Raw genomic sequence first — 22096 nt, forward strand, 5'->3', positions numbered from 1 at the left:
GTTGTTAATTTCTATTTGGGGATGGGTTTAGTGCGATTTTGGCTTGTAGTTTTGGTGGCTGCGTTCACTCTACTGTGTGGTAGTGCGAGTGCCCATGTGCCAAATTCGAGCAAGGCGAATGCGCAAGTGTGTCATACACAAGATTCAATTAAGAAATTGAATTGTTTGCTAATAGACACAAGCGTACAGGTTGCACAAAAACACCATGCCCCTACACCCACACCTGTATACATGCCAGAACGGGCGATGCGCTCGCACCCTAGTTATTTCTTGCATCCACAGCAACAAGCGCTCTATTTGCTAGCTTACACACTTGCGCAAGATGCGCCTTTGTATGCGCGAACCTGGGTGCATGAGCAATCTATTGTGCATGTCCCTTGGTTTATGGTTAACGCTCAGCCCAATTCGGGGTTAGTCGACAACTATAAACCTGCCAATCTCACTTATCGAAGCCGATTGCTCTACGAGCACCTTCCTGCTTAGTCACGTCACTTTACAAACCTGTTAGTGACTTTTCGCACATCGTAAGTTTTTTGCCAACACCTTGTTGTGATTGGCGCGATTTACGCGCTCGTGTAGGCGAGCGCTGAGTAGGAATTATGAATAACAAAATAAATCTGACGCCCCTGAGCGCGTCACCCACACCTAAGGACAAGCGTGCCAGACGCAGTGCTAGCTCGTTGATTAAGTTATGTAGCGTGATAGTGCTTATCTTCGTACTGTCCATCAGTGCGCTCGGTAATCTATACCCCAATACCAATGTCATCACTTTGTCATTGAGTGATAGCCAGATTAGTGTTGCTAACGTGCGACACACATTATTAGCAAGCGGATATGAGGTCAGCCAGATTGTGGACACCGGTGCTGCCGAGATGAAAGTGCAACTTGAACGTCCTGCACTGAGTGCACCCGCGGCCAGCTTGCTGAGACAGAATTATCCACTTGCCGAGGTGAAAGTAAGCAAACACGCTACGACGCCTCTTTGGATGCAGCGCTTAGCGATTGCACCCATCGATTTAGGACTGGATCTTGGTGGTGGCGTACTGTTTGTGTTGCAAGTGGACACGCAAAAGGCAATGGAGCATCGAATTAACGCGGTGTATGAGCAAGTAAACAGCTTACGCATTGAAAAGCGCTTACGCGGTGTAACTGTACACAAAGAGCAAGGAGGCGTGATTGTTCGTGCTCAAAAGGCTTTTGAGGATAATGCGACTAAGCTAAGTAACGAATTAGCGACACTTTTTCCACAAGTCTCTGTGGTCGCTGAGTCAAACAGTGCCTTATATCAGCAGCGTTTTTTCTATAACACCCAGCAGCAAACGCATTTCGCCAAAGCGGATATGGAACAAGCCATATCAACACTTAGACAGCGAATCGAAGAGCTTGGGATCACTGAAGCGTTAGTACAGCGCCAAGGCGAATTTGGCATTCGCATCGAACTACCCGGTGTACAAGACCCGAGCGAAGCCAAACGTATTATTGGTGCGACCGCACGTTTATCATTTCACGGTTTGGCTGAAATTGGGGGCAAGCGAGTTGCAAATGAAGATGGTGGGGTGGTTAACATTGATGCCAAAGCCATCTTTACAGGCAATGATATTACAGGGGCGCAGGCTGGTCGCGATGAAATGGGTCAGCCTATGGTGCAATTACAGTTGTCTCAATCTGGTGGTGAGAAAATAAATCGCTTTTCGCGCAGCCATATTGGTCAACCCATAGCGACTTTGTACAGCGAGTACGTGGCGGATGCCACTGGCGCAGTACAAATGCGCGAGGAAGTGATATCAGTTGCGACTATCAACGAAGCGTTGGGCACACGTTTCAGTATCACAGGCTTAGGCAATTGGCAGCGTGCGCAAGATCTTGCTTTGGTGTTACGTGCTGGCTCTCTTGAAGCGCCAATTAAAATTAATAAAGAGCAGACCATAACACCGACTCTGGGTGCGCAAAATATCACCAATGGATTTCAAGCCTTGTTGTTAGGATTGGGCATGACCCTTGGTTTTATGTTGCTTTGGTATCGCCGGTTAGGTGTGGTGGCTAACATAGCGTTAGCTGTGAATTTGATATGTTTAGTCGGTTTAATGTCTTTATTACCTGGAGTGGTGTTGACCTTACCTGGCATTGCTGGCTTGGTGTTGACCATAGGCATGGCGGTGGATACCAATGTGATCATTTTTGAGCGTGTGAAAGATGAGATTCGATTAGGTCGCTCACGAACACACGCGTTGCAACAGGGCTACCAACAAGCAATGAGCAGCATTATTGATGCAAACCTAACCACATTTATATGTGCTTTGGTCCTCATTGGTATCGGTTATGGCCCAGTGAAGGGGTTTGCTATTACCCTCGCACTTGGGATCATGACCAGTGTTTTTAGCGGTGTGATTGTATCGTCTTATCTCTCTTCTTGGTTTTACAAAACAAACAAGGAGGTGCGTCATGCGTAATTCAATGAATATAGTGCGCCGTGTCGGTCTGGCTATCAGTGCCTTGATCATGCTCGTCAGTGCAGGAGTCATTGCCGTTGATGGTGTAAACCTTGGGCAAGATTTTACGGGTGGCTACGTTAGTGAATTCACAGTGACACAGCCCATAGGCCACGATGAACTTACGGCGCAACTTAATGATTATATTCATCATCCCTATAGTTTGAGTGAGCGTAGCCAAAATCAATGGCAAGTATACCAAACCCCCGAAAATGGTCTGGCAGACGCAGATTGGTTTGCACAATGGTTGGCGCAATCAGAGGCTATTAAACTCGACAGCAGTTTTTTAGGCGCAGCGGCAGGAGACGAACTCATCGAACAGGGCAGTTTGGCTTTGTTGTTCGCAACCATCGCGGTGATGCTCTATCTTGCGGTGCGTTTTGAATGGCGACTAAGCATTGCTGCAACCGTGGCACTTGTTCACGATGTGTTGTTAACGCTTGCGGTGTTGAGCTTTTTCGATATTGAATTCACCCTCACTGTGCTTGCTGCTGTGCTGGCGATAATAGGGTATTCACTGAATGATTCAATCGTCATTGGTGACAAGATTCGTGAACTCATTCAAGCTCATCCGAGTCGTAAAGTGGCGCAGATGATCAATGAGGCCATTGCCGCATCTATGAGCAGAACCCTCATTACTTCCTTAACAACCTTAGGCACGATTGTCAGTATCTGGTGGCTTGCAGGCGCACCGTTGCGTGGTTTTGCGATTACCTTATTTACTGGTGTGTTGGTGGGTACGTGGTCATCCATTTTTATTAGTGCAACCTTGCCGCAGTTTTTGGGTTTGAGTAGCCAAAACTACACTCGTGATGACTCTGAGGAGGTTAAGCGTCAATTAGCACAGCCATAACAATGGAATCGAAAAGGGAGCCTGTAGGCTCCCTTGTTACACATTAAACTTTGAATGAAGCGGCAAATTATTAATCAGATTTTACTTTTGCGCCTAGCATACGACTGAGGGTACCATCTTTGTCTAAAAACTGATGTTTCAATGCACCGATAACATGCAACAGCAAGGCTGCAATTAACACCCACGCAGCGGGTCCATGAATATCGTGGCCTAGATTGCCCATCCACTCAATTTTGTCTGCTTTAACGAATACTTCAAATCCAAATACTGACAAGCCATGGCCACCTCCTACGCTCATCATAATTCCCGAAATAGGCATCAGTAAGGTGCCGATAAGTAAGAGCATATGCGTGCCTTTGGCGAGGATGTCTTGCCATGGCGTTAATTTAGCAACGTGGGAAATTTCGCCTTCGAATAATCGCCAAAACAGCCGCACGATCGCAATCATTAACACCGTAAAACCAAATGACTTATGCAGCGCCAACATTTCAAATTTCTCGGGTCCGCGAGGCATTTCTTCGACATACAACCCAAATGCCAAAACGCCAATAAACAACAGCCCTGTAAGCCAGTGCAGAATAATGGTTGGTTTAGAAAGAGACTTATTCATTGGCTAACTCCTTATTTCTATATTAGGAACCAGTATGCGCAATCTTGGAAACAATATCGAGATATAAAACAGTAAAGAAATGCAAATTTCTATGTGCAAATATGTGTCAGGCATGCTCAATGGGTGATTGGGAACATCTGCATTTGAGCACGCACAACAGGCTTATTTGCTCAGTTGTTTTTTGTTGGAAAGGTCTTTCATTCACAGTTAAATAACGACTGCGATGACATGAAACAAAAGAGTGAACACAAACCACAATGCGGGTAATTAGCAATAAAAAAGCCGTGAAGAGTATTCACGGCTCAATTCATAACTAACTAGGTCAGGGGGTTAAACCAGCTCTTCGTTCTCGACGCGGATCCAGTCTTTTTCATCCACCCAGTTTTGTTTACCATCGCCAAGCGTGCGAATCGGTACGATGTAATCACAGCTAATTTGTGGCTTCACCGAGGCAAATATCGGCACAAAACCAAAGCTCAATGCGGTTTCGATAATCGCTTGTTGGTTTTGTGGGTCGATATCAGCCGCTTCATCGATGTACAGCGGCACGCGGTACTGGCTCTTTTCTTTGTCGGATAGCAAATGGCGAATAAACAACATGCCACACAGTAGTTTAATGGTGATACGCGTGCCATTGGAGCCAGCAGAGTCGATTTTGTCGAAATATTCCGTTTCGCCAGCACGGTTTATAACCTCAAAGCGAATATCGAATAGATCGCTGAGGGTTAAGCCTGCTTTTTCAGAGGCTAATTTAATTAACTGATCTTTGGCCTCATTGACTTCGCTTTCACGCACGTCTTGCTCGGCGAGCAAATCAAGCGAGTCGCCTTGCTCATATAAATCAGACGTAGCCAAGATGGTATCAATGCTTTGCACCAACATATGGCGTGGCACAACATCAATTTTAAAGCCTTGTAAGTTAGAGATTTTATGCTCACCAATGCCATTGTTAAAGAGGCGCATTTCTGAGGTTAGGCGGTTTAAATCTTGGCGTAAGCCCTTGATGGTCGCGGCAACATCGGTCAATGCCACACGCGCTTGACGGTTAACCGCCTCGCGCTCGTTATCAATGTTGTGGTATGCGCTGATAAGCTTCTGGTATTTGCTGAGTTCATCGTTTTCATTATCAAACTTGGTAATACCCGCATTGTAGATATGCAAATAGGTATTGCGGACGTTGATATCGAAATTACGCAACTCTTGGCAGTCTTTATTAAAGCTGTGAATGGTGTCAGCTAGGGCATCCAGATCGACATTGATATCGATAAGATACGGCGTCACCTTGCCTGAGATGAAATCGAGCGTGTGGTCCAAACGCTCGCTCTTCACCTGCGCTAGACGGGCTTTTTGGCGCTCTAATGCATCCTTTTTAGAGTTGATGATTGCACGTCTGTCAGCAATGCCAGCGGCATTTTGTTGCACTTCATTCAGGTGCGCGTCCACTTCTTCTTGTTCGCCCACAAGCGATTCTTGCAGGGCTTGCTGAGCTTCAACACTGCGTTGCATCACCTGATATTGCTCAAAGCGTTTCAACGCCGCTTCTTGGCTCATTAATTGGTCATACAAGGCGTCACGCTCAGCTTGCTTGCCAGCCACATCAGCCGCCACATCACGCTGCGCTTTTAAGTCCGCTAATGAACGCTCGAGCGACTGCAATTGCTCGCTCAGTTGCGCCTTATCTGCGCCGCTTTGCATTTGCACCACAGGCAATTTCTTTAACGAGATGGTGGCACCTGGCAGCACCAACTCGGCACCGCGAACCGCTTGGCTAAGCAAAGAGAGGAAATCACCAAAGGCATCTTCATCGTCGATAGTAATTTCACCGCCGCTGGTGGTCGCAAATGACAGTAAATCAGGATTGAGAATTCGGGAAATTTCTTCTACTTCCTTGAGCGACAAATCTTCGCGCATACGCGTGAAGAGATTGTACTCTAGGTTCTTCAATTGCAGTTTGAGGCTCTTGATCTGCTTTTGCGTTTCTTTGATTCGAAAATCAAGGGTATGCAGACTTTGCCCTTCCGCACTTTTGAGTGAGTGCGTCAGCGTTTCGTATTCATGTTTAAGCGCTTTGAGTTCACTTTGCAATGTCGCTGAATCGGCAAGTTCAAACTCATGATGCAGGGCATCATAATCCGCAAACCACGCATTGAGCTCAGTTAGTTTGCGTTCAATGTCGCGAGATTGCTGCACATACAAACGTTGTTTTTGTTCAAATTCTTCTTTCTCAGCGCTTATCTCTTCTAGATGCTCGTTAAGCGTCGCATTTTGGTCATCGTAATAAGCGTCGAAATCGGCCAGCGCCAAGTCGATTTTCGGCGCAAATGCGCCAAGCTTGCCTTTGAGTGCACTTTGGTGCTCTAGCATGCTCTCAAGTGCGGCGATGGGCTCTTGCATGGTTTCTAGGGCATTGAGTTCACGGCGTGCACGATTAACCTTATCAAACGCACGTTGCCACACTTCATAGAAATCAACGTTGGCATTGGACATGTGGCGCTCAAACACGCGCAACATAAAGCGTTTTACATCCGGTGCACCGAGCTTATGCAGGTTCAACATGCGTCGAAAAATTTCTTTATAGGTAGGTGCATCGCTCACGTTGTTGAGCGGGATCATGCGCAAATTAATATCGCCATCAAATGGCGTTGCACCGCCAATGAGTAGGGCATTGAGTTCTTGCGCTTTGAGCTCAATTGGGTTGAAGCCTTTGTCTTTAAGGTGGTTAAACAAGCGAGTGAATTTAACAATACGCTTGTTGTCGGTGTAATCGTCGAGATTTAACGCGCCGTTGTAACAAAAGAACTGGTGGCCGTAACCGGCAATTTTGCCCAATCCAGCAACCCCAATTACCACCTTACCGTGAGGTAAGTCTGCTTCAAGCAAGATGTAAGACTGGTCAGAATTGAAGTAAAACTTGCGCGTTTCTTCTAAATCATGGCCATCCCATTCGGTAAGACGTAAGTCATTGATCAGCGGAAATTGCAGGGCATTAATCACCGAGCTTTTGCCGGTGTTATTCGGCGCACAAATCGAGCTGCTTTTATCAAGCGGGATCACACATTTGGCATAGCCTGCAGTGTTTAATAGCGCGAGCTTACTCAGTCCATGTAACTGTTGCATTTATACTTCCTCCGCGCTTTCAAAAGCGTCGTCGTTTACTTCAAGTAGTGCGTCTAAATAGCGATGAATCGGCGCAAGAAGGCGGAACACACTGTCTTTATCCTTGGCTTTAGCCATACCCAAACGCACCATACGCATCAGCACATCTTTACGCAGGTCGGAGCCTGAGAAAATTTCTAGTTGATCAAACAAGGCTTTGTTATTGAGCACCAGCTCTTGGCAAATTTCTAAATCAACGTCTTTGTCGAACAAAGCGCGCATTGGGTCTTGGCCCTTATTCGCGTAGTGCTCGATAAGGGTGTAAATGAATAAAGCGATAGCGCGGGAAATTTTCCCCATATTCGCCGTACCCTCGTCGGTGGCAAAATAGAAAAAGCCGCGGGCGTCATGCACCAAGGTATTTCCCATTGCGCTGAATAGAGCGTCGTATTGCTCTTGATGCTGATCCAATTCCTGCCATGCAAGGTTATCTTGCTCACTAATGTGATAGCCGCTAACTAGTTTTTTATTGATGTATTGCAGCTGCGTGAGCTGAGTTAAATCGATTGTGCTCATAGCGCGTTGTCACTCTTATTTTGTTTATTGTCACTGGCATCAACGAAGGGATACAAGGAGAAGCGTTTACCAGCGAGGGTTTTATACTCTGGTGCGTCACTTTGTGACAAGGTCATTGTTGGGTCATTAATAAGTTTTTGATAGAGATACAATAACTCATCTGATTCAAGGTCAGGGTAGTGGTCATTGAGCACGTCAATGACTTGCTGCTTCGCGGCTTTATCCTTGGCTTTGCGTGGTTTAAATAGTGCGCGAACATCTTTAAAGCTTGGAATATGCGGCGCGTGATATGGCACAGCTGCATCGGCATCCGGCATTTCAAATTCATGTTCTTCAAATTCACTTAATCCCGCCATATAAGACACAAGTTGAGCATTGCTGCCAAGTTGGTGGTGCTGTGGCTCAGAGACAAAGAAGGGCTGATGCGTGCTCATCACGTTATCCAAGCCGCGTTTGCGTATTAAGCTCAACACTTTCGCTGCTTGGCGAGTAATGAGGGTGTTTTGTCTTAGCTCTTCTCGCAGCGGCATGAGCATGTCGGCGCTTTGGCGTAAGCTTTCGCGGCCAATATGGTGCATATCCAAAATACGTGTGCGTAGCTGCTCAAGCATGCGAATGGTGGTGCTACTGCGGCCCGTTTGTTTAAGCTCAATCAGATGTTCAGTGAGGCGAGCCTCGATGCTATCAAAGCACACTTGAAACGCGCCATTAATTGCCAGCATCTCCAACATGGGCTCAATATATTCATCGAATGCCTCAATGACAGCCTTATAACGTTTAGCCAGTGACATACTGGAGTTGTTCGATTTAGCTTGCTCGACCAAGTTATAAATGGCGTTTTCGTTGTGCTGATAAAGCTTAACGATTTTACGCACCCGTTCATCCATAATGCGGCTGTAACGACTGATATCGCCATAGTCGTTATCGACAACGGCGTCTTCGAGCTTGTTGCTCAAGCGGTCTAAGTCGTCTACCAGCACATTTATCTCACCAGCAACTCCTAAACTTTCATCTTGAAGTAGGTAAGCGGCAAAATCACTGATTGCACGGTTTATCTCTAATTGTGACGATTTCGCAAGGGGAACCAAAATATCTTGGTTCATGAGGCGATTGGTTTCTTTGTAGATTTGGGCGCCAGAATAATGCGGAAAATGCTGTTTAATTACGCTTTGCACTTCCTTGATGCTGAAATCCCCCATTTTGAAGCGTTTCATCAGTGTTTCCAACACTGGCCACAGCTCGTTGAGGGTATTAAGCACGCGTTTCGCTATTATCATTATGTTAGTTCTTTGTGCTTGGCAATAGGGCACGATTATAACGAAAGGGACAAGGTGGTAAAATAGCTTTTCAGTTGTTGCCTGAGCTTTACACTTTAAATGTAAAAAAAATGTCATTTACCACGAATGGGTAATAGCCGCGAAGACCATGTGGTGATAGAATTCGCGCCGCTTGCAGGCTGTAACGGTCTGTTAATAACTCATGGTGCCACTAAGTTTGTTATTTGTACACCTGTGTGTGTTCGGGTGCGGTCAATAAACTTAGCTGTACATTTTTAGTTCGCTCGTCGCAAGGAATTTAACCCAAAATGGTCAGTGCGCTCATATTGACGCTCATTGCCGTGGCATTCGTGCTTATTGTTGTGGAAGACGTCATCCATGTAAATAAAGCCAAAACCACGCTGTTTTTCGGTACTCTGTGCTGGATTATCCTCTTTATCTCGCCGCTCCACGGTCATTCTGTTGACCACATCAAGCATGAATTGAATGAAAACATATTAGAAATAGCGACCTTGTGGCTGTTTTTAATGGCGGCAATGACTTTTGTTGCCTACCTCAACTCAAAAGGCTTTATTCAAAACTTGGTGCAGCGTGTACTTCCAAGCGCAATCAGTGAGCGTAAGCTTATGTTCCTTATTGCTGGCTTCGCTTTCTTATTCTCGTCAATTTCAGACAATATCACGGCAACGCTGGTGTCTTTAGCCGTTGTAATGTCATTAAAATTGGATGGTAGAAAGCTGGTTAAATACGCCACACTGATTATTTTTGCGGTCAACTCAGGTGGTGTGTCGTTGATCACCGGTGATGTAACAACCTTGATGATTTTCCTCGCAGATAAAGTCACCATTGGCAACTTGTTGTTACTGGTTGCCCCGGCTGCATTTAGTGTAATTATTTTGGCGACTTTACTGTCAATGAAGATGAAAGGCACTGTTACTTTTGCTCTGGGTGAGAAAAAGCGCATTGAGAAAACGGACATCACCATTGCTACGATTTTCTTATCGACCATCGTCGGCACACTGACCCTCAGTGTGCTGTATCAAATACCGCCGTTACTGACGTTTTTATTTGGTTTATCACTCATGTTCTTAACAGCGCAGTTTTTGATGCGCAAAAAGGACGTCAATAAGAAGATCATCGACTTCATTCGTGAGATTGAATACGACACCTTATTGTTCTTTGTAGGCGTGTTGTTACTTGTTGGTGCGCTAAAAGAAGTGGGTGTGCTGGCGCAATTTACCCATTTGTATGAAGTGTTGGCACCGAATCAAGCAAACTACTTAATGGGGATTCTATCCGCTGCGGTCGATAATGTACCTTTGACAGCCGCTTTGCTTAAAGCCGACATCCAAATGGATACGCAAAACTGGCTTGCGTTTACTTACGCGACAGGTGTGGGTGGGTCGATGCTGGTTATTGGTTCTGCCGCGGGTATTATCGCAATGAGTAAAGTTCGCGACCTTACATTCGGCAGCTACTTACGTAATACCTTTTACTTGCTGATTGCTTATTCAGTCGGGTATGTAGGCTCGTACGCGATGGGTTCATTTGTGTAAAAATACTCTGTCGCCCGCAATAGAAGAGCCACTGGGATTTGATTCCTCAGTGGCTTTTTTGTGGGTACTACCGAGTACGCTTTTCGCCTAGTTTGCATTTAACCATTTGTTTGTTATTGTAAATTCAATAAAAAATAAGTGATAAATTAAGGATGATTATGCAACGACCTTTACTTTTTGGTTGCGTGCTTTTACTTGCCACGAGTGGTGCGCACGCAGCTAAAGTTAATTATGCCGACGTTAAACTTACCCATTTGGACCCGATCAAAGAAGACGCGATTTGGGTGCGTACAAAGCAAGTGAGTCCACTGTATCCATTAGAACTAGCAAAAATTGGCGCCTCAGGTTGTGCGATATTGGATGTTGAAGTTGATGATAAAGGTCACACTGAGCATGTCCATTTAGTTTCTTCCGTTCCGGATAAAAAACGCCTGATGTCTAAGCCGACGAAAAAAGTCGTGAATATGTTCAAATGGCAAAATCAAACAGGTGGGCAAGACCGTGCTGAAACCAAGCGAATTCGTTTAGATTTTTGCATGGGGGGCGAGTCCCTAGAAGAAGCGGCTGCTTTGTGTGAACTACAAGCGCAAAAACCGTGTGCCGCTGACTAACTAATTTACTGTTTGCAGCAGAGTCAGTGAATTACTCTGCTGCCCATCCTGATTTGTCTGTGGGGATAAAACCAACACAAATTAATACAATCCTACCTTGTATCCACATTGATAAGACTTTGCGATTGACGCACTATAATACCCATTAACACGTTGATTAAGATTGAATTATGCGAATTGCTGTATTTGGTGCAGGCTCCACCGGTTGTTACTTAGCCGCTTTACTCAGTGCGGCCAATTTATCAACGTCGATTGTGTGCAGAGAACGCATAAAAAGCGCCATTGAGCAAAACAACGGCATCCACATTACCGACTATCAAGGGCTCGATAAACGAATTATGCCTGACGCCCTGCTGACTGATACCACTGGCCAGCAGTTTGATGTGGTGTTTGTTACTGTTAAATGTCACCAATTACCTGAAGTAGCACAGCAGTTGTTACGTATCACGCATGCTCAATCAGAACTTATTTTTATGCAAAATGGGTTAGGCTGTTTCGATGCTATTGAGACGCAAATGGCACAGCGTAGGTGTATGTTTGGTATTACCCCCTTTAACGTGTTGCAAAACGGCGCGCACTTTCATAAAGGAACGCAAGGCGAGTTTTGCTTTGAGCAAAGTGATAACACGCAATTCATTGCTCAGACACTTCAAGACAGTGGTTTTGGCTGTCATATATATGATGATATGAAACCTATCGTGTTCGGCAAGCTGCTTTTAAATCTCAATAATGCGCTCAACGCTATTGCCGATATGCCGATTAAAGCTGAGCTTGAGAATCACGCGATTCGCCGCTTGCTTGCAGGCGCGATGCGCGAATGGATTGCAGTAGCGAAGGCGATGGATTGTGAATTAGCGCAGTTTACCAAGGTGAAGCCTGCAAAAGTGCCGGTGATTTTAAGTTTACCTAATTGGCTATTTAAACGGGTGGCATCGGCGATGCTAGACATAGACCCCAAAGCGCGCTCTTCGATGTGGGAAGATATTCAAGTGGGTAGAAAACAGAAGTTGAGTTCCTCAATGGTGCCGTAGTTAAACTTGGCGCTCAGCATAATGTGCCCACTCCAATCAACCAAGCTATTGTTCAGAGCATCCATAAGCTAGAGCGCGGCGAAACGGTAGATATAACCCGACTCGCTGTTATGAAATCGTAACAAATAAGTTCATGACAAGTGCTTTTGCACAATTGACATCCAGCCATCCAAACGTTACATTGCATGCTCGTTCTGGCGCATGCTCGCTAGAATGCAGTATCAATGCTTTTAAAAGTATTGGTATCAACAGAAGAGGTGCGATAGCTAGGTAGTAAACGCGAGGCAGACGAATGCCGATGACCGTTTATGAGGGAGACTATCGCCGAGGGAGTGCATTGTTCGTCGCAATGGCTCTCGGTTCTTGAGGCTGAATCCTCGGAACTGTCACCTGTTTTGGGTGGAGGGCTTCTGGCAATGGACACACTTCTTTTATCGTCTTGCCAAGTTCTCCTGATTGTATTTGAAAAATAAACTATTTTTCATCTCGGAGAGAAAATGAATCAGGAATTTTCCGTCGCTAAGTTTGGCGGCACTTCAGTTGCAGATCACCAAGCGATGCTGCGTTGTGCAGATATCATTGCAGCTGATAACCATGTTCGTATTGTCGTCGTAAGCGCCAGTGCCGGCGTTACAAATCACCTTGTGGCGCTTTGCCAAAGTAATATTGATGACGAAACACGTGAGCAACACGTCGACGGTGTGGTTGCAATTCAATTAAATATCCTCGAATACCTCAGCCTTGATGCTGATTTAGCGCATGGCTTTGAAAACACGCTCAATGCGTTTCGCAGTGCGGCGTTAAAGCCAGTTCAAACAAATGCACAACGTGACGAACTACTCAGCTTTGGTGAGCGTTTATCTTCTTACTTATTTACGCAAGTGCTCCGTGATAAGGGCGTATCGTCGACGCGTTTCGATATTCGTTCAGTACTTAAAACCGACAGCCAATTTTCCAAAGCATCCCCGGATGTAGCGCAAACACGCACCCGCGCTCAAGCTGAGCTGGTGCCGCTACTCAATGATTATGTGGTTGTTACGCAGGGCTTTATTGGTAGTGATGAATACGGCGATACAACAACGCTAGGCCGCGGTGGTTCAGACTACAGTGCGGCTTTAATTGCCGAGGCCACTGGCGCAAATGCTATCTATATTTGGACAGACGTTGTAGGCATTTACAGCACTGACCCACGTGTATGTGAAAAGGCACGCCCGATTGCTCATCTCACGTTCGATGAGGCAGCAGAAATGGCGACCTTTGGCGCCAAAGTATTGCACCCAGCGACTATCTTACCAGCAGCACGCAGCAGTATTGGCGTATTTGTGGGTTCAAGTAAAGACCCCCAAGGTGGCGGTACCTGGATTGAAAAAGTTCCCAGTGCAGAGATTATCGCGGGGGTACGAGCGGTCACCCAACGTAAAAATCAAATATTATTAACACTAAAAAGCCCTGAAATGCTGTTAGCGAGTGGTTTCTTAGCTCGCGTATTCACTATTTTGAGCGAATATAAGATTTCCGTTGATTTGGTCACCACGTCTGAAATCAGTGTTGCTGTAACGTTGGATAATGCGCCTAATGCAAGCCGACCAGAGCTTGACCAAGAAGCACTGGATAGACTCGGCGAGTTCTGCCATGTAACGGTTGAAAATAACTTAGCATTAGTAGGGTTAATTGGCTCAGAAATTCAGCTACGCCAAAGCGAGTTGAATCTGATGAAAGTGTTGTCTGGCTTTGATATTCGCTTAATTTGTCATGGTGCGTCAAAGCATAACTTGTGCTTCTTGGTGGATCAATCGCAATCAGACGACGTGGTTAAAGCGATTCACCAACAGTTGTTGGAGCAAGGTCAATAAATTGAACTCGCTCGGTGGCAGTGATTAACGAGACATCGAATTGCTGCCATTGTTCGCATAACACCTGCGCGTGTATGTTCTCTAACAAGGGCAAAATGGGTTGGCTAAGTAGGGTGCTAATACTTTGCTTAGCCGCTTTGGCATAGGCTTCTTTGAGCGTCCATACGCGAAAGAAAATATCTACGTTATCACCAATCTCGGTTGCTTCCTGCTTTGGATAAAAATGCGCTGCGAGCTTTTGAAATGGGCGCTTCTCGTCAATTTTTTCGATGTCTAAGCCTAATACGGTTTGGGCATTCAACGTTGCCGCAACACCCACATGCTGATGTGAGTGGCTAATAACCACGTTGATATCCAGTAGGTCGTTGTTAGCATAGACCTGAAGCTGTTTTACTTGTTCGTTAAAGCGTGTTTCTAACTGATTGTGGGGCAGCGACGCGTATTCTGGCTTTAATATTTTAACCAATTCTTTGATACACCAACGACTTACCAAATATTCTTGCTGTGCTTTAGGTTGTTTTCGACGCGCTAGCACGGCTAATTCGTTCTCATGCAAATGGCTGTTATGCATGTCTTTCGCCTGCGTCAGGGTCAATAAAGTGGAGCTGGTCTTGAGTGACTGGCTCTTAATACTTTGACCGATTGGTAAAGGTTGAAATTGATAGTCTGGATGTAGCATAAAATCTTGGTTCGATATCCGTCGCAGCGACTACTTTGTTCACAGTAAGTGTGGTTTAATAGTCGCAAAACAATAACAGAAATTCCTGCTAATGACGACTAAGCGTGACGGCTTCCAAAGCCGTATTGGATTTGTGCTGGCAGCTGCCGGCGCAGCAGTAGGCCTTGGAAATATATGGGGTTTTCCTACTCAAGCGGCTAACCACGGTGGTGGTGCCTTTTTACTCGTATACTTTATCGTAATATTTGCTCTTGCACTGCCAGCGCTCTTCACTGAGTTGTACATTGGTTACAGTGCACAGGCGAATCCGGTAGTGGCCCTTAAGCGTGCTTGGCAAGACAAAGCCCCCAAACTTGGAGCAGGTGCAGGCTACTTGGGTTTGGCTGGGGCGATTGTGATGCTCAGCTTCTACTCCATTGTTGCTGGTTGGATGTTATCGCATGCCTTAGCACCAATTGCTCAGTTAGCGGGGATGCAAGATGCGGCAAACTTCCTCAGTAGTGATTCAACTACGCGCAACCTTATTTTTACGCCATTGATGCTGTTGCTCACGGCCAGCATTATCCTTAAAGGCGTGAAGTCGGGTATTGAAACCTGGTCTCGTCGTTTGATGCCTTTGTTACTCGTACTTTTAATTGGCCTGATCTTTTATATTGGTTCTCTAGATGGTGCCAGCGAAGGCTTCGCAAATTACCTTAAGCCTGATTTCACCAAAGTATGGGATGCAGACTTGATCATCGCCGCCATGGGCCAAGCGTTCTTCTCATTGTCGCTCGGTGTGGGCTGTATGATGATTTATGGCTCCTATCTTCAACCCGGTGCAAACTTGGGCAAGTTGACCCTAAGCGTCGCAGCACTTGATACCTCTGTGGCGTTCTTGGCAGGCTTGTTAATCGTGCCTGCGATATTTGTGGCCAACCACAACGGCGTGCAGGTATTTTCCGACGGCAAGTTGATAGGCGAGGGGCAATTGATTTTCGCTGTATTGCCACAATTATTCGAAGCTATGGGTTCTATTGGTTTGTTTGTGGCGTTGGCGTTTTTCGTGTTGATGTCGATAGCATCAGTGACTTCAACGATTTCATCCACTGAAATTCCCGTGGCATTTTTAGTCGAAAACCACGGTCTGAGCCGTAAGCTATCTACTTGGTTGGTAACGCTGGTTGTATTTATAGCTTCAGCGACCATTATCGCCAACTTCGATTGGTTATTTGGTTTGGTGATTCAAGTGTTCACCCAGTACCAACTGCCGCTGATGGGGCTTTTCTATTTCCTCACCTTGGGTTGGGTGTGGAATCGAGGTAACAAACTCGCGCAATCAGAGCACAAAGGTATCAAGCTATTACTTTGGTACATCCGCATTGTGTGCCCGATACTGATGAGCGCTGTGTTTATTAATGTGGCTATCACATAGTGGTGATGAAATAGCGGCAATCAAATAACTACGTTGACTAAATAAAGAGAAAGGGCTGTTTTTACAGCCCTTTTTGATGCGTATCAGGGCATTGAGTCACTATCTTCAGGCATTGTCTAAATGGGTTTTAATTATTTCTCGATCAACTGGGCTGATGGTGTTGCAAAATCTCGAACCCACTACATGAGTGTATATCTCAGTTGTTTTTAAATCTGTGTGCCCTAGCAACTCTTGATCTGTTCTAATATCGCAGCCATGCAATAATAATTCAGTCGCAAACGAATGCCTAAAAGTGTGTGCTTTAACACGTTTTGGGATATCCGCCGATATAACTGCTTTTCTCAAATTCTTTCTAAAGGCAGATTCGTGAATATGATGACGACATATATAGCCATCGTATGGGTGAACGCATCGCGTTGTCGAAGGAAATAGGTATTGCCAAGAAAAGTCCTTAATCGCATTACCATATTTGCGCATTAAAGATGGAGGCAATGAGGTAAGTCCGAAACCTTGGCTCAAGTCAAAAGAATGGAGGTCTTTTACTTTTTCTATCTGTCTTTTTATTGGCTCATTGAGTGATTTCGGCAAAATTGAGTACCTATCTTTTTGGCCTTTCCCTCTAAAAACAAACACAGTATTGTTGGAAAGGTTTACATCTTTAACTCTTAAACTGAGTGCTTCATTTATTCTTAGCCCACTACCATATAATATGGATGCGATTAGCCAATGGATCCCACTCATATTAGCAAGCACTCGAACAGCTTCTTGATGTGAAAGCACCGTTGGCATACTTTGTTCCTTTTTCGTAAGGGAATAATTGAGCCCTTTAACCTCTTGCTTGATCACATAGCGATATAGAAATATAAGTGCACACAAAGCTTGGTTTTGTGTAGCGGGACTGACTTGTCGATTCATTGCCAAATGGTTTAAAAAACGTTCTATCTCTCGGTTTCCCATGTTATTGGGATGTCTTTTATCGTTAAATAAAATAAACGACCTAATCCAACTGAGATACACCTTTTCAGTTTTTAGGCTATAGCGCCGAGTCCTGAGCTCCGCTCGGACTGTTTCTATAAATGGTGAATGGCCCATTATGCTTTCCTTGATGGGTGCTGTATATATATACAGTTATATGTAGTCGTCTGCTATTTTGCAAGCAAATGGCACGTTATGTGATGAGTTATTTTGGCACGATTATGTAGCTCTCATTTGTAATTAATTGATTATATAAATAAATTTTTACGAAACTGAATAGTTTAACGAGCCTAGTATGGCTCGAATAAGTAATGGCTCGTTTTTATCGAACGTTTATTAGCTTGCTCAACAACAAACCACTTGATAACTTATTGCTATTATTAAATAAAAAACTTATTTGTTAAGAGTTTTGGGCCTGTGGATAACTTCCTTTATCCGAAATTCGCACTAATAAGCTGTTATATTTCAAGGAAGACTCAGCGTTGGATTCATTAAAGTTAAAAGATTTTCTTCACCCAAGACCAACTCCAAAAGGGATTGATGTTCTCTGTAAATTACAACATTTTGCGATCATCACATACGCAGTAGCCCCTTCGAGGTTTGATGGACTTTTTCCAAAACGGTTTAAACTAGATACTTTAATGATTAATGGTGAAGAAAAAGCATTAATCTCTGTTGTTCCTTTTATCGATATTGACTTTACGTCAGCAGTTTTCCCATTTCCTAAGTTCACAATGGGACAAACCAATTACCGAATATATATTGTTGATACAGAAACAAATGAGCGTTGCGTTTGGTTTTTAGGCACCACTTTAGATTCATGGACACTTGCAGTGCCAAGGTATTGTTGGAATTTACCATGGTATAGCGGTGAGGTTAAATTTGATTGTGAATTCGATGAATCACAACAAATATACAGTAAATATAAAATGACTACTGAAGCCACATGGGCTCCGGCTAGTGTGGAGTTATCTCAAACTGAAGACACTCCTTTAGAGTTATCTGGGTTTCCTGATCCTGAAACTGGACTTGTATATTTGACTCATCCACTGGCAGGTTTTTATCATCGTCGTGATGGCAAACTTGGGACTTATCGCGTTTGGCACAAGCAATTAGAGGTTTCTCCCGCAAACCTTATATCTGCAAATTTTGGTTTATTAAATCGATTAGGTTTAGTAACTCTTGAAGAGCAGCAAGTTGCGCATAGCGTACTTATTGAGCCTATTAATGAATTTACTATTTATTTACCGCCTAAAGTGGTGAAATAGAAATATAACAAGCAAATTATGTGGGACTGCTAAAGCTTGGCTCGGTTCCGCTTCGCTACACAAGTTTAGCCAAGCTTTATCAGCCCCATATTCGGGCGTTATAAATCATGTCTAATCGAGGTGTTAATTGAAACCAAAAGTATTTGTTGCTTCGTCAGTTGAAGGACTAGATGTTGCATACCCATTGCAAGTAAACCTTCAGCATGAAGCAGATATTACAATATGGAGCCAAGGTGTTTTTTCTTTATCAATAACTCCACTTGATTCTATAACTGAAGCACTTGACTCGTCTGACTTTGGAATATTTGTTTTTAGCCCTGATGATGAAACTAAAATGCGAGGAACTGTGAGTGATACAGTTCGAGATAATGTTATTTTTGAGCTGGGCTTGTTTATTGGAAAGTTGGGTAAACGAAGATGTTTTATTGTCATGCCAGACAATGTTGATTTACATATACCAACAGATTTAGTTGGTGTTACCCCTGCAAAATACTCTGGAGAAAGAGATAAAGCAGAAATAGCAGCTTCGCTGGGCCCTGCTTGTCATGAAATCAGACAAGCTATGAAGTTACAGGGGAATTTTAATACTAAAAGTGAAGAATCAGGAAAAATACCTGCTAATGATCACGATAATTACGATGAAAATGACAAGGTAGTTTTATTGGAATCTTGGTTAATAAATGAAGCTATTGAAGGTGATGCTATTAAATATCTAGATGTTGATAATCACTTAAAACTAGAACTTGGCTCTGCTAAAAAACTATTACCTCAGGTGTTCGCAAGAAATACGGCTTATAAGGTAAATGCTTCAGGTGGAAATGTTTTTAAGTTTCATACTGAGTTTGAAAATCCATATATCGTGTAATAGATTTATAACAAGGCACTTAAACGGAACTAAAACAGTGGGTTACGTTTCGCTTCGCTCCACAGTATAACCCACAATTTTAGCCCGCTTAGTGCGGCGTTAGCAGAATATGGAAATTACAGAAAAATTTATACTCGACTGGATAGAATATAATAATTCAGACAGGGAAGACTCAGAAGAAAATCATTACACAGATGATTTTCTTATCGATTTGGTATTAGATAGACGCCACGCAGAATTATGGGATTTTGTTATACGAACATACGATCGTGATTTAACAGATACTGCATTGGCTGTTTTAGCCGCGGGAGCACTAGAAGACGCACTAAGTATGCGAGGCGAGTTATATATTTCACAGGTTGAAGAATTGTGTAAAACGCAGCCAAGATTTAAAAAGCTTCTCGCCGGAGTGTGGAGAAACAATATTTCTCAAGATGTTTGGGATCGTATGTCTAAAGTAAAAGGCGAACCTTGGTAAAATTCAGCTAACAAGGCAATTATAAATGGGACGTCTAAAGCTTGGCTGGCGCTCATTCTTCGCTAATTTTAGCCAAGCGTAATCCGCCCATTAACAGGGCGTTAGGCGAAAGAGAAAAACACAATGAAGCTTGTAATTGTAGCGATTATTTCTTTGATTTCGCTGTTCCCATTTTTAATGTTTACTACCGAAGTTTGCGGTTTAAATGATAATGTAGGTGCTATAGTTTCAGTTATTCTAGGCTGGGTTATTTTACCTTCAATAATGCTTAGTTTTTGGAAAGGACGTCCTGATCCATCGGTGATTCCTGTTGACATAAATGACCCGATAATTCAGGAACTTATAGCCCGATCACGTGCAGAATTGAATAGATTCGTTGAGGCATTAGACGAAGGAAAAAAAGAAGCGTACATAAAATTTCCTTATGATTTCGGCGGTGAGACTGAGCACGTTTGGGGGTTGGCACACTCATTAAAAGATGGAAATGTTATTGTGTCGCTAGAATCCAATCCGGTTGGAGAAGTACCCGAAGATGTCTATGAACGCTTAAGTATTGATTTAGAGAGTGTCGAGGATTGGATGCTAGTTGATCGTTTAGGGAAAACTTATGGTGGGTATAGTATTTTAGGTCTTGCTAAAATTTATACGCGAGATTACGGAAAGCTTCCTAAAGGGTATGTCCGTGATCTTGAGAGGTTTGTAGATTTTACTTGGCCAGAAAATGCCTAACAAGGCAAGCCAAAATCGTAGCACTTCGTGCTACTGGACTCGCGCAAGCGCTCGCCTTTGCTTGCGGCGTTAACCCTAAAAGAGGTGTAAATGGATTTTTTTGATATTTTTCAGCAGTTTCGTATCGAGAAAGACAAAGCTGAAATGATGGAGCGCACCAGTTCTGTAAATAGTAAAGCGATTAATAATCAAGCTGATATTACTCAACTCCAGAGTAAAGTTGATCACCTATCTCTTGTTTGTATGTCGATGTGCGAGTTGCTCGAAGAAGTTGGCATAAGCAAAGAGTTACTTCTTGCAAAAATGAAAGAAATCGACCTTAGGGATGGGAAACAAGATGGTGCCTTTGCTCCTGCCAATAAGTGCGAAAAGTGCAATAGAGTTGTTTCTGCTCGCCACTACACATGCTTGTATTGTGGAACAAAGGTTAAAAAAACAAGTGCATTTTAGGGTTAACAAGCGCATTAAGAGGCGGACACAAAAAGCTTGGCTTGTGCTCGTTCCTCGCAAATTATAGCCAAGCGTTTTGGTCCGCTTATGCGGGCGTTATATTTTTATCGAATTTTGGCACGTATAAATAAAAGGAAGTATTAATGAACTACGATGTTATTGCGTTAGCATGTGAGCAATTGGATTACAGAGATAAACTCCGACTTGCTCAGCTACTAATTCAAACTGCGCGTAAAGAAGAGGAAAATTCTAACCCTCAAAAACGAGCAGAGCCTCCTACAAAGAAAGCACCTCAAAAAATAGTTGAAGAAGCTGAAGTAGATAATATTTCTTATGTTACGGAGCGACTATCAAAGTTAAAGCCCGTAAAGGTTAAGTCTTTGACAAACTCTATTAAATCAATGTTTCAGTTTCAAGGTGGTATTTCTGACTCTGATGTTGATAAAATTATTAAAGAACTTCAAAAACAGAAGTACATAAAACTAGATAATAACAATGTCAGTTATGTGTAATTAAAAATATAACAAGGCGCTTAAACGGAAAAATTACAGTTGGCTTGCGCTCGTGCCTCGCACATTATAGCCCACTGCATTTTTCCGCTTAGCTTAGCGTTATATACCTATGGAAGCATCGAAGAAATCAGCATTTGTAGCAGGTGGAATTATCGTAATTAGCGGAGTGCTAATCGAATCATTGTCACTTCCATTTTCTTGGGCGTTAAGTGCTCTCGTATTTTTCCCCACAATCTTTTATCTTGTCATAGGTAAAGAGATTCATCGAGAATATAAACGAGGAGTCCATATTAGTAATGGCTTTTATAAAGGGCCTAAAGATGCCGAAGGTAAGCGTATATATGGTCGGGTCTTTTTACGTATGTTAATTTGGTTTTTAGGCGCTGTTGTAACTAGTTTTTTAATCGCTGTAATAAGCGGTATATAACAAGCCAATTAAGCGCGGGACTGCTAAAGCTTGGCTCGGTTCCGTTTCGCTACACAAGTTTAGCCAAGCATTTATCAGCCCCTTATTGGGGCGTTAGGTGTAAAGGAAGTATGAGTGAAATTTCAGGGATTGATGCAATAGAAAGCTATATCAATTCAAACCTAGAAAAAGTCAAAACCGACGAAACTGGTTGGGACACTCTTTACTTCAATAAAGCCACAAAACAATACTGGGTGCATTGCTACCCAAATTCTGAAGTTCATGGTGGAGGTCAACCTCAGCTTAAACAAATTTCAGAAGCCTGTGCGCAAACTAAGTTCGGTGTGTAATTTACACCTAACAAGTTA

General features: G+C 43.7%; 21 protein-coding genes, 1 pseudogene and 1 riboswitch. Of the genes and pseudogenes, 16 read left to right on the forward strand and 6 right to left on the reverse strand.

The window, feature by feature from the left end:
• The first annotated feature begins 30 nt into the window (after positions 1–30).
• The 3 genes from ACH19P_RS08925 to secF all read left to right on the forward strand — a co-directional run bounded on the left by ACH19P_RS08925 (position 31) and on the right by secF (position 3342).
• Entirely contained in the window at positions 31–483 is a 453-nt protein-coding gene (locus tag ACH19P_RS08925) for a hypothetical protein (RefSeq protein WP_462158236.1), read from the forward strand.
• 116 nt (positions 484–599) lie between these two features.
• Positions 600–2450 (forward strand): protein translocase subunit SecD, encoded by a 1851-nt coding sequence (gene secD, locus ACH19P_RS08930; protein WP_462158237.1) that lies wholly within the window; start codon positions 600–602, stop codon positions 2448–2450.
• A complete protein-coding gene (secF, locus tag ACH19P_RS08935) occupies positions 2443–3342 on the forward strand; it encodes a protein translocase subunit SecF (protein WP_462158238.1) in 900 nt (299 codons plus the stop codon). The genes secD and secF overlap by 8 nt, the downstream gene beginning before the upstream one ends.
• A 70-nt stretch (positions 3343–3412) precedes the next feature.
• Here the strand turns inward: secF and ACH19P_RS08940 are convergent, their stop codons facing one another.
• From ACH19P_RS08940 to ACH19P_RS08955, 4 genes are all read right to left on the reverse strand, one after another.
• Complete coding sequence (locus ACH19P_RS08940) at positions 3413–3952, reverse strand: cytochrome b (protein WP_462158239.1); 540 nt, start codon at positions 3950–3952, stop codon at positions 3413–3415.
• 330 nt (positions 3953–4282) lie between these two features.
• Positions 4283–7069, reverse strand: coding sequence for an ATPase (locus tag ACH19P_RS08945; RefSeq protein ID WP_462158240.1), 2787 nt, complete (start codon positions 7067–7069; stop codon positions 4283–4285).
• Positions 7070–7624, reverse strand: coding sequence for a condensin complex protein MksE (locus tag ACH19P_RS08950; RefSeq protein WP_462158241.1), 555 nt, complete (start codon positions 7622–7624; stop codon positions 7070–7072).
• The gene (locus ACH19P_RS08955; protein ID WP_462158242.1) at positions 7621–8901 is read right to left on the reverse strand and encodes a hypothetical protein; all 1281 of its coding nucleotides are present in this window, start codon (positions 8899–8901) and stop codon (positions 7621–7623) included. The genes ACH19P_RS08950 and ACH19P_RS08955 overlap by 4 nt, the downstream gene beginning before the upstream one ends.
• A 308-nt stretch (positions 8902–9209) precedes the next feature.
• Between ACH19P_RS08955 and nhaD the strand changes: the two genes are divergently transcribed.
• The 4 genes and pseudogenes from nhaD (at position 9210) to lysC (ending at position 13952) form a co-directional block, all read left to right on the forward strand.
• Complete coding sequence (nhaD, locus tag ACH19P_RS08960) at positions 9210–10457, forward strand: sodium:proton antiporter NhaD (protein ID WP_462158244.1); 1248 nt, start codon at positions 9210–9212, stop codon at positions 10455–10457.
• Between the two features lie 158 nt (positions 10458–10615).
• A complete protein-coding gene (locus ACH19P_RS08965; protein ID WP_462158245.1) occupies positions 10616–11068 on the forward strand; it encodes an energy transducer TonB in 453 nt (150 codons plus the stop codon).
• Positions 11069–11238: 170 nt separating this feature from the next.
• A pseudogene (locus ACH19P_RS08970) lies at positions 11239–12221 on the forward strand (2-dehydropantoate 2-reductase).
• Between the two features lie 122 nt (positions 12222–12343).
• Positions 12344–12517: riboswitch (Lysine riboswitch) on the forward strand.
• Between the two features lie 79 nt (positions 12518–12596).
• The gene (lysC, locus tag ACH19P_RS08975; protein WP_462158246.1) at positions 12597–13952 is read left to right on the forward strand and encodes a lysine-sensitive aspartokinase 3; all 1356 of its coding nucleotides are present in this window, start codon (positions 12597–12599) and stop codon (positions 13950–13952) included.
• On the opposite strand, the gene ACH19P_RS08980 is transcribed toward lysC, so the two are convergent.
• Positions 13912–14631, reverse strand: coding sequence for a 4'-phosphopantetheinyl transferase family protein (locus tag ACH19P_RS08980; protein WP_462158247.1), 720 nt, complete (start codon positions 14629–14631; stop codon positions 13912–13914). The two genes, lysC and ACH19P_RS08980, sit on opposite strands and share 41 nt — an antisense overlap.
• 91 nt (positions 14632–14722) lie before the next feature.
• Between ACH19P_RS08980 and ACH19P_RS08985 the strand changes: the two genes are divergently transcribed.
• Complete coding sequence (locus ACH19P_RS08985) at positions 14723–16045, forward strand: sodium-dependent transporter (protein ID WP_462158248.1); 1323 nt, start codon at positions 14723–14725, stop codon at positions 16043–16045.
• Positions 16046–16150: 105 nt separating this feature from the next.
• On the opposite strand, the gene ACH19P_RS08990 is transcribed toward ACH19P_RS08985, so the two are convergent.
• Positions 16151–17137 carry an integron integrase gene (locus ACH19P_RS08990; protein WP_462158249.1) on the reverse strand — a complete coding sequence of 329 codons (987 nt, stop codon included), beginning with the start codon at positions 17135–17137 and terminating at the stop codon, positions 16151–16153.
• A 365-nt stretch (positions 17138–17502) separates the two neighbouring features.
• On the opposite strand from ACH19P_RS08990, the gene ACH19P_RS08995 reads away from it, so the two are divergent.
• The 8 genes from ACH19P_RS08995 (at position 17503) to ACH19P_RS09030 (ending at position 22078) form a co-directional block, all read left to right on the forward strand.
• Positions 17503–18288: a DUF2071 domain-containing protein gene (locus tag ACH19P_RS08995; protein ID WP_462158250.1), complete on the forward strand. Its 786-nt coding sequence runs from the start codon at positions 17503–17505 to the stop codon at positions 18286–18288.
• Positions 18289–18415: 127 nt separating this feature from the next.
• On the forward strand, positions 18416–19153 hold the full coding sequence (locus tag ACH19P_RS09000; protein WP_462158251.1) for a TIR domain-containing protein: 738 nt from the start codon (positions 18416–18418) through the stop codon (positions 19151–19153).
• A gap of 109 nt (positions 19154–19262) precedes the next feature.
• On the forward strand, positions 19263–19631 hold the full coding sequence (locus ACH19P_RS09005; RefSeq protein ID WP_462158252.1) for a DUF6869 domain-containing protein: 369 nt from the start codon (positions 19263–19265) through the stop codon (positions 19629–19631).
• 123 nt (positions 19632–19754) lie between these two features.
• Positions 19755–20360, forward strand: coding sequence for a DUF2314 domain-containing protein (locus ACH19P_RS09010; protein ID WP_462158253.1), 606 nt, complete (start codon positions 19755–19757; stop codon positions 20358–20360).
• A gap of 90 nt (positions 20361–20450) precedes the next feature.
• Complete coding sequence (locus tag ACH19P_RS09015) at positions 20451–20810, forward strand: hypothetical protein (RefSeq protein WP_462158254.1); 360 nt, start codon at positions 20451–20453, stop codon at positions 20808–20810.
• Positions 20811–20953: 143 nt separating this feature from the next.
• Entirely contained in the window at positions 20954–21322 is a 369-nt protein-coding gene (locus tag ACH19P_RS09020) for a hypothetical protein (RefSeq protein ID WP_462158255.1), read from the forward strand.
• 109 nt (positions 21323–21431) lie between these two features.
• The gene (locus ACH19P_RS09025; RefSeq protein ID WP_462158256.1) at positions 21432–21749 is read left to right on the forward strand and encodes a hypothetical protein; all 318 of its coding nucleotides are present in this window, start codon (positions 21432–21434) and stop codon (positions 21747–21749) included.
• 110 nt (positions 21750–21859) lie between these two features.
• On the forward strand, positions 21860–22078 hold the full coding sequence (locus ACH19P_RS09030; protein WP_182396567.1) for an Imm27 family immunity protein: 219 nt from the start codon (positions 21860–21862) through the stop codon (positions 22076–22078).
• The last annotated feature ends 18 nt before the right edge of the window (positions 22079–22096 follow it).

The sequence above is a fragment of the Pseudoalteromonas sp. GB56 genome, assembly GCF_054923835.1.

What these genes read in the sequence shown, in the direction of transcription:
- ACH19P_RS09015 (WP_462158254.1), top strand. Translation starts at nt 20,451, where the DNA reads ATGGATTTTTTTGATATTTTTCAGCAGTTTCGTATCGAGAAAGACAAA.
- secD (WP_462158237.1), top strand. Translation starts at nt 600, where the DNA reads ATGAATAACAAAATAAATCTGACGCCCCTGAGCGCGTCACCCACACCT.
- secF (WP_462158238.1), top strand. Translation starts at nt 2,443, where the DNA reads ATGCGTAATTCAATGAATATAGTGCGCCGTGTCGGTCTGGCTATCAGT.
- ACH19P_RS08980 (WP_462158247.1), bottom strand. Translation starts at nt 14,631, where the DNA reads ATGCTACATCCAGACTATCAATTTCAACCTTTACCAATCGGTCAAAGT.
- ACH19P_RS08945 (WP_462158240.1), bottom strand. Translation starts at nt 7,069, where the DNA reads ATGCAACAGTTACATGGACTGAGTAAGCTCGCGCTATTAAACACTGCA.
- ACH19P_RS08955 (WP_462158242.1), bottom strand. Translation starts at nt 8,901, where the DNA reads ATGATAATAGCGAAACGCGTGCTTAATACCCTCAACGAGCTGTGGCCA.
- ACH19P_RS08990 (WP_462158249.1), bottom strand. Translation starts at nt 17,137, where the DNA reads ATGGGCCATTCACCATTTATAGAAACAGTCCGAGCGGAGCTCAGGACT.
- ACH19P_RS09030 (WP_182396567.1), top strand. Translation starts at nt 21,860, where the DNA reads ATGAGTGAAATTTCAGGGATTGATGCAATAGAAAGCTATATCAATTCA.
- ACH19P_RS08965 (WP_462158245.1), top strand. Translation starts at nt 10,616, where the DNA reads ATGCAACGACCTTTACTTTTTGGTTGCGTGCTTTTACTTGCCACGAGT.
- ACH19P_RS09025 (WP_462158256.1), top strand. Translation starts at nt 21,432, where the DNA reads ATGGAAGCATCGAAGAAATCAGCATTTGTAGCAGGTGGAATTATCGTA.
- ACH19P_RS09010 (WP_462158253.1), top strand. Translation starts at nt 19,755, where the DNA reads ATGAAGCTTGTAATTGTAGCGATTATTTCTTTGATTTCGCTGTTCCCA.
- ACH19P_RS08940 (WP_462158239.1), bottom strand. Translation starts at nt 3,952, where the DNA reads ATGAATAAGTCTCTTTCTAAACCAACCATTATTCTGCACTGGCTTACA.
- nhaD (WP_462158244.1), top strand. Translation starts at nt 9,210, where the DNA reads ATGGTCAGTGCGCTCATATTGACGCTCATTGCCGTGGCATTCGTGCTT.
- lysC (WP_462158246.1), top strand. Translation starts at nt 12,597, where the DNA reads ATGAATCAGGAATTTTCCGTCGCTAAGTTTGGCGGCACTTCAGTTGCA.
- ACH19P_RS09005 (WP_462158252.1), top strand. Translation starts at nt 19,263, where the DNA reads ATGGAAATTACAGAAAAATTTATACTCGACTGGATAGAATATAATAAT.
- ACH19P_RS08950 (WP_462158241.1), bottom strand. Translation starts at nt 7,624, where the DNA reads ATGAGCACAATCGATTTAACTCAGCTCACGCAGCTGCAATACATCAAT.
- ACH19P_RS09020 (WP_462158255.1), top strand. Translation starts at nt 20,954, where the DNA reads ATGAACTACGATGTTATTGCGTTAGCATGTGAGCAATTGGATTACAGA.
- ACH19P_RS08985 (WP_462158248.1), top strand. Translation starts at nt 14,723, where the DNA reads ATGACGACTAAGCGTGACGGCTTCCAAAGCCGTATTGGATTTGTGCTG.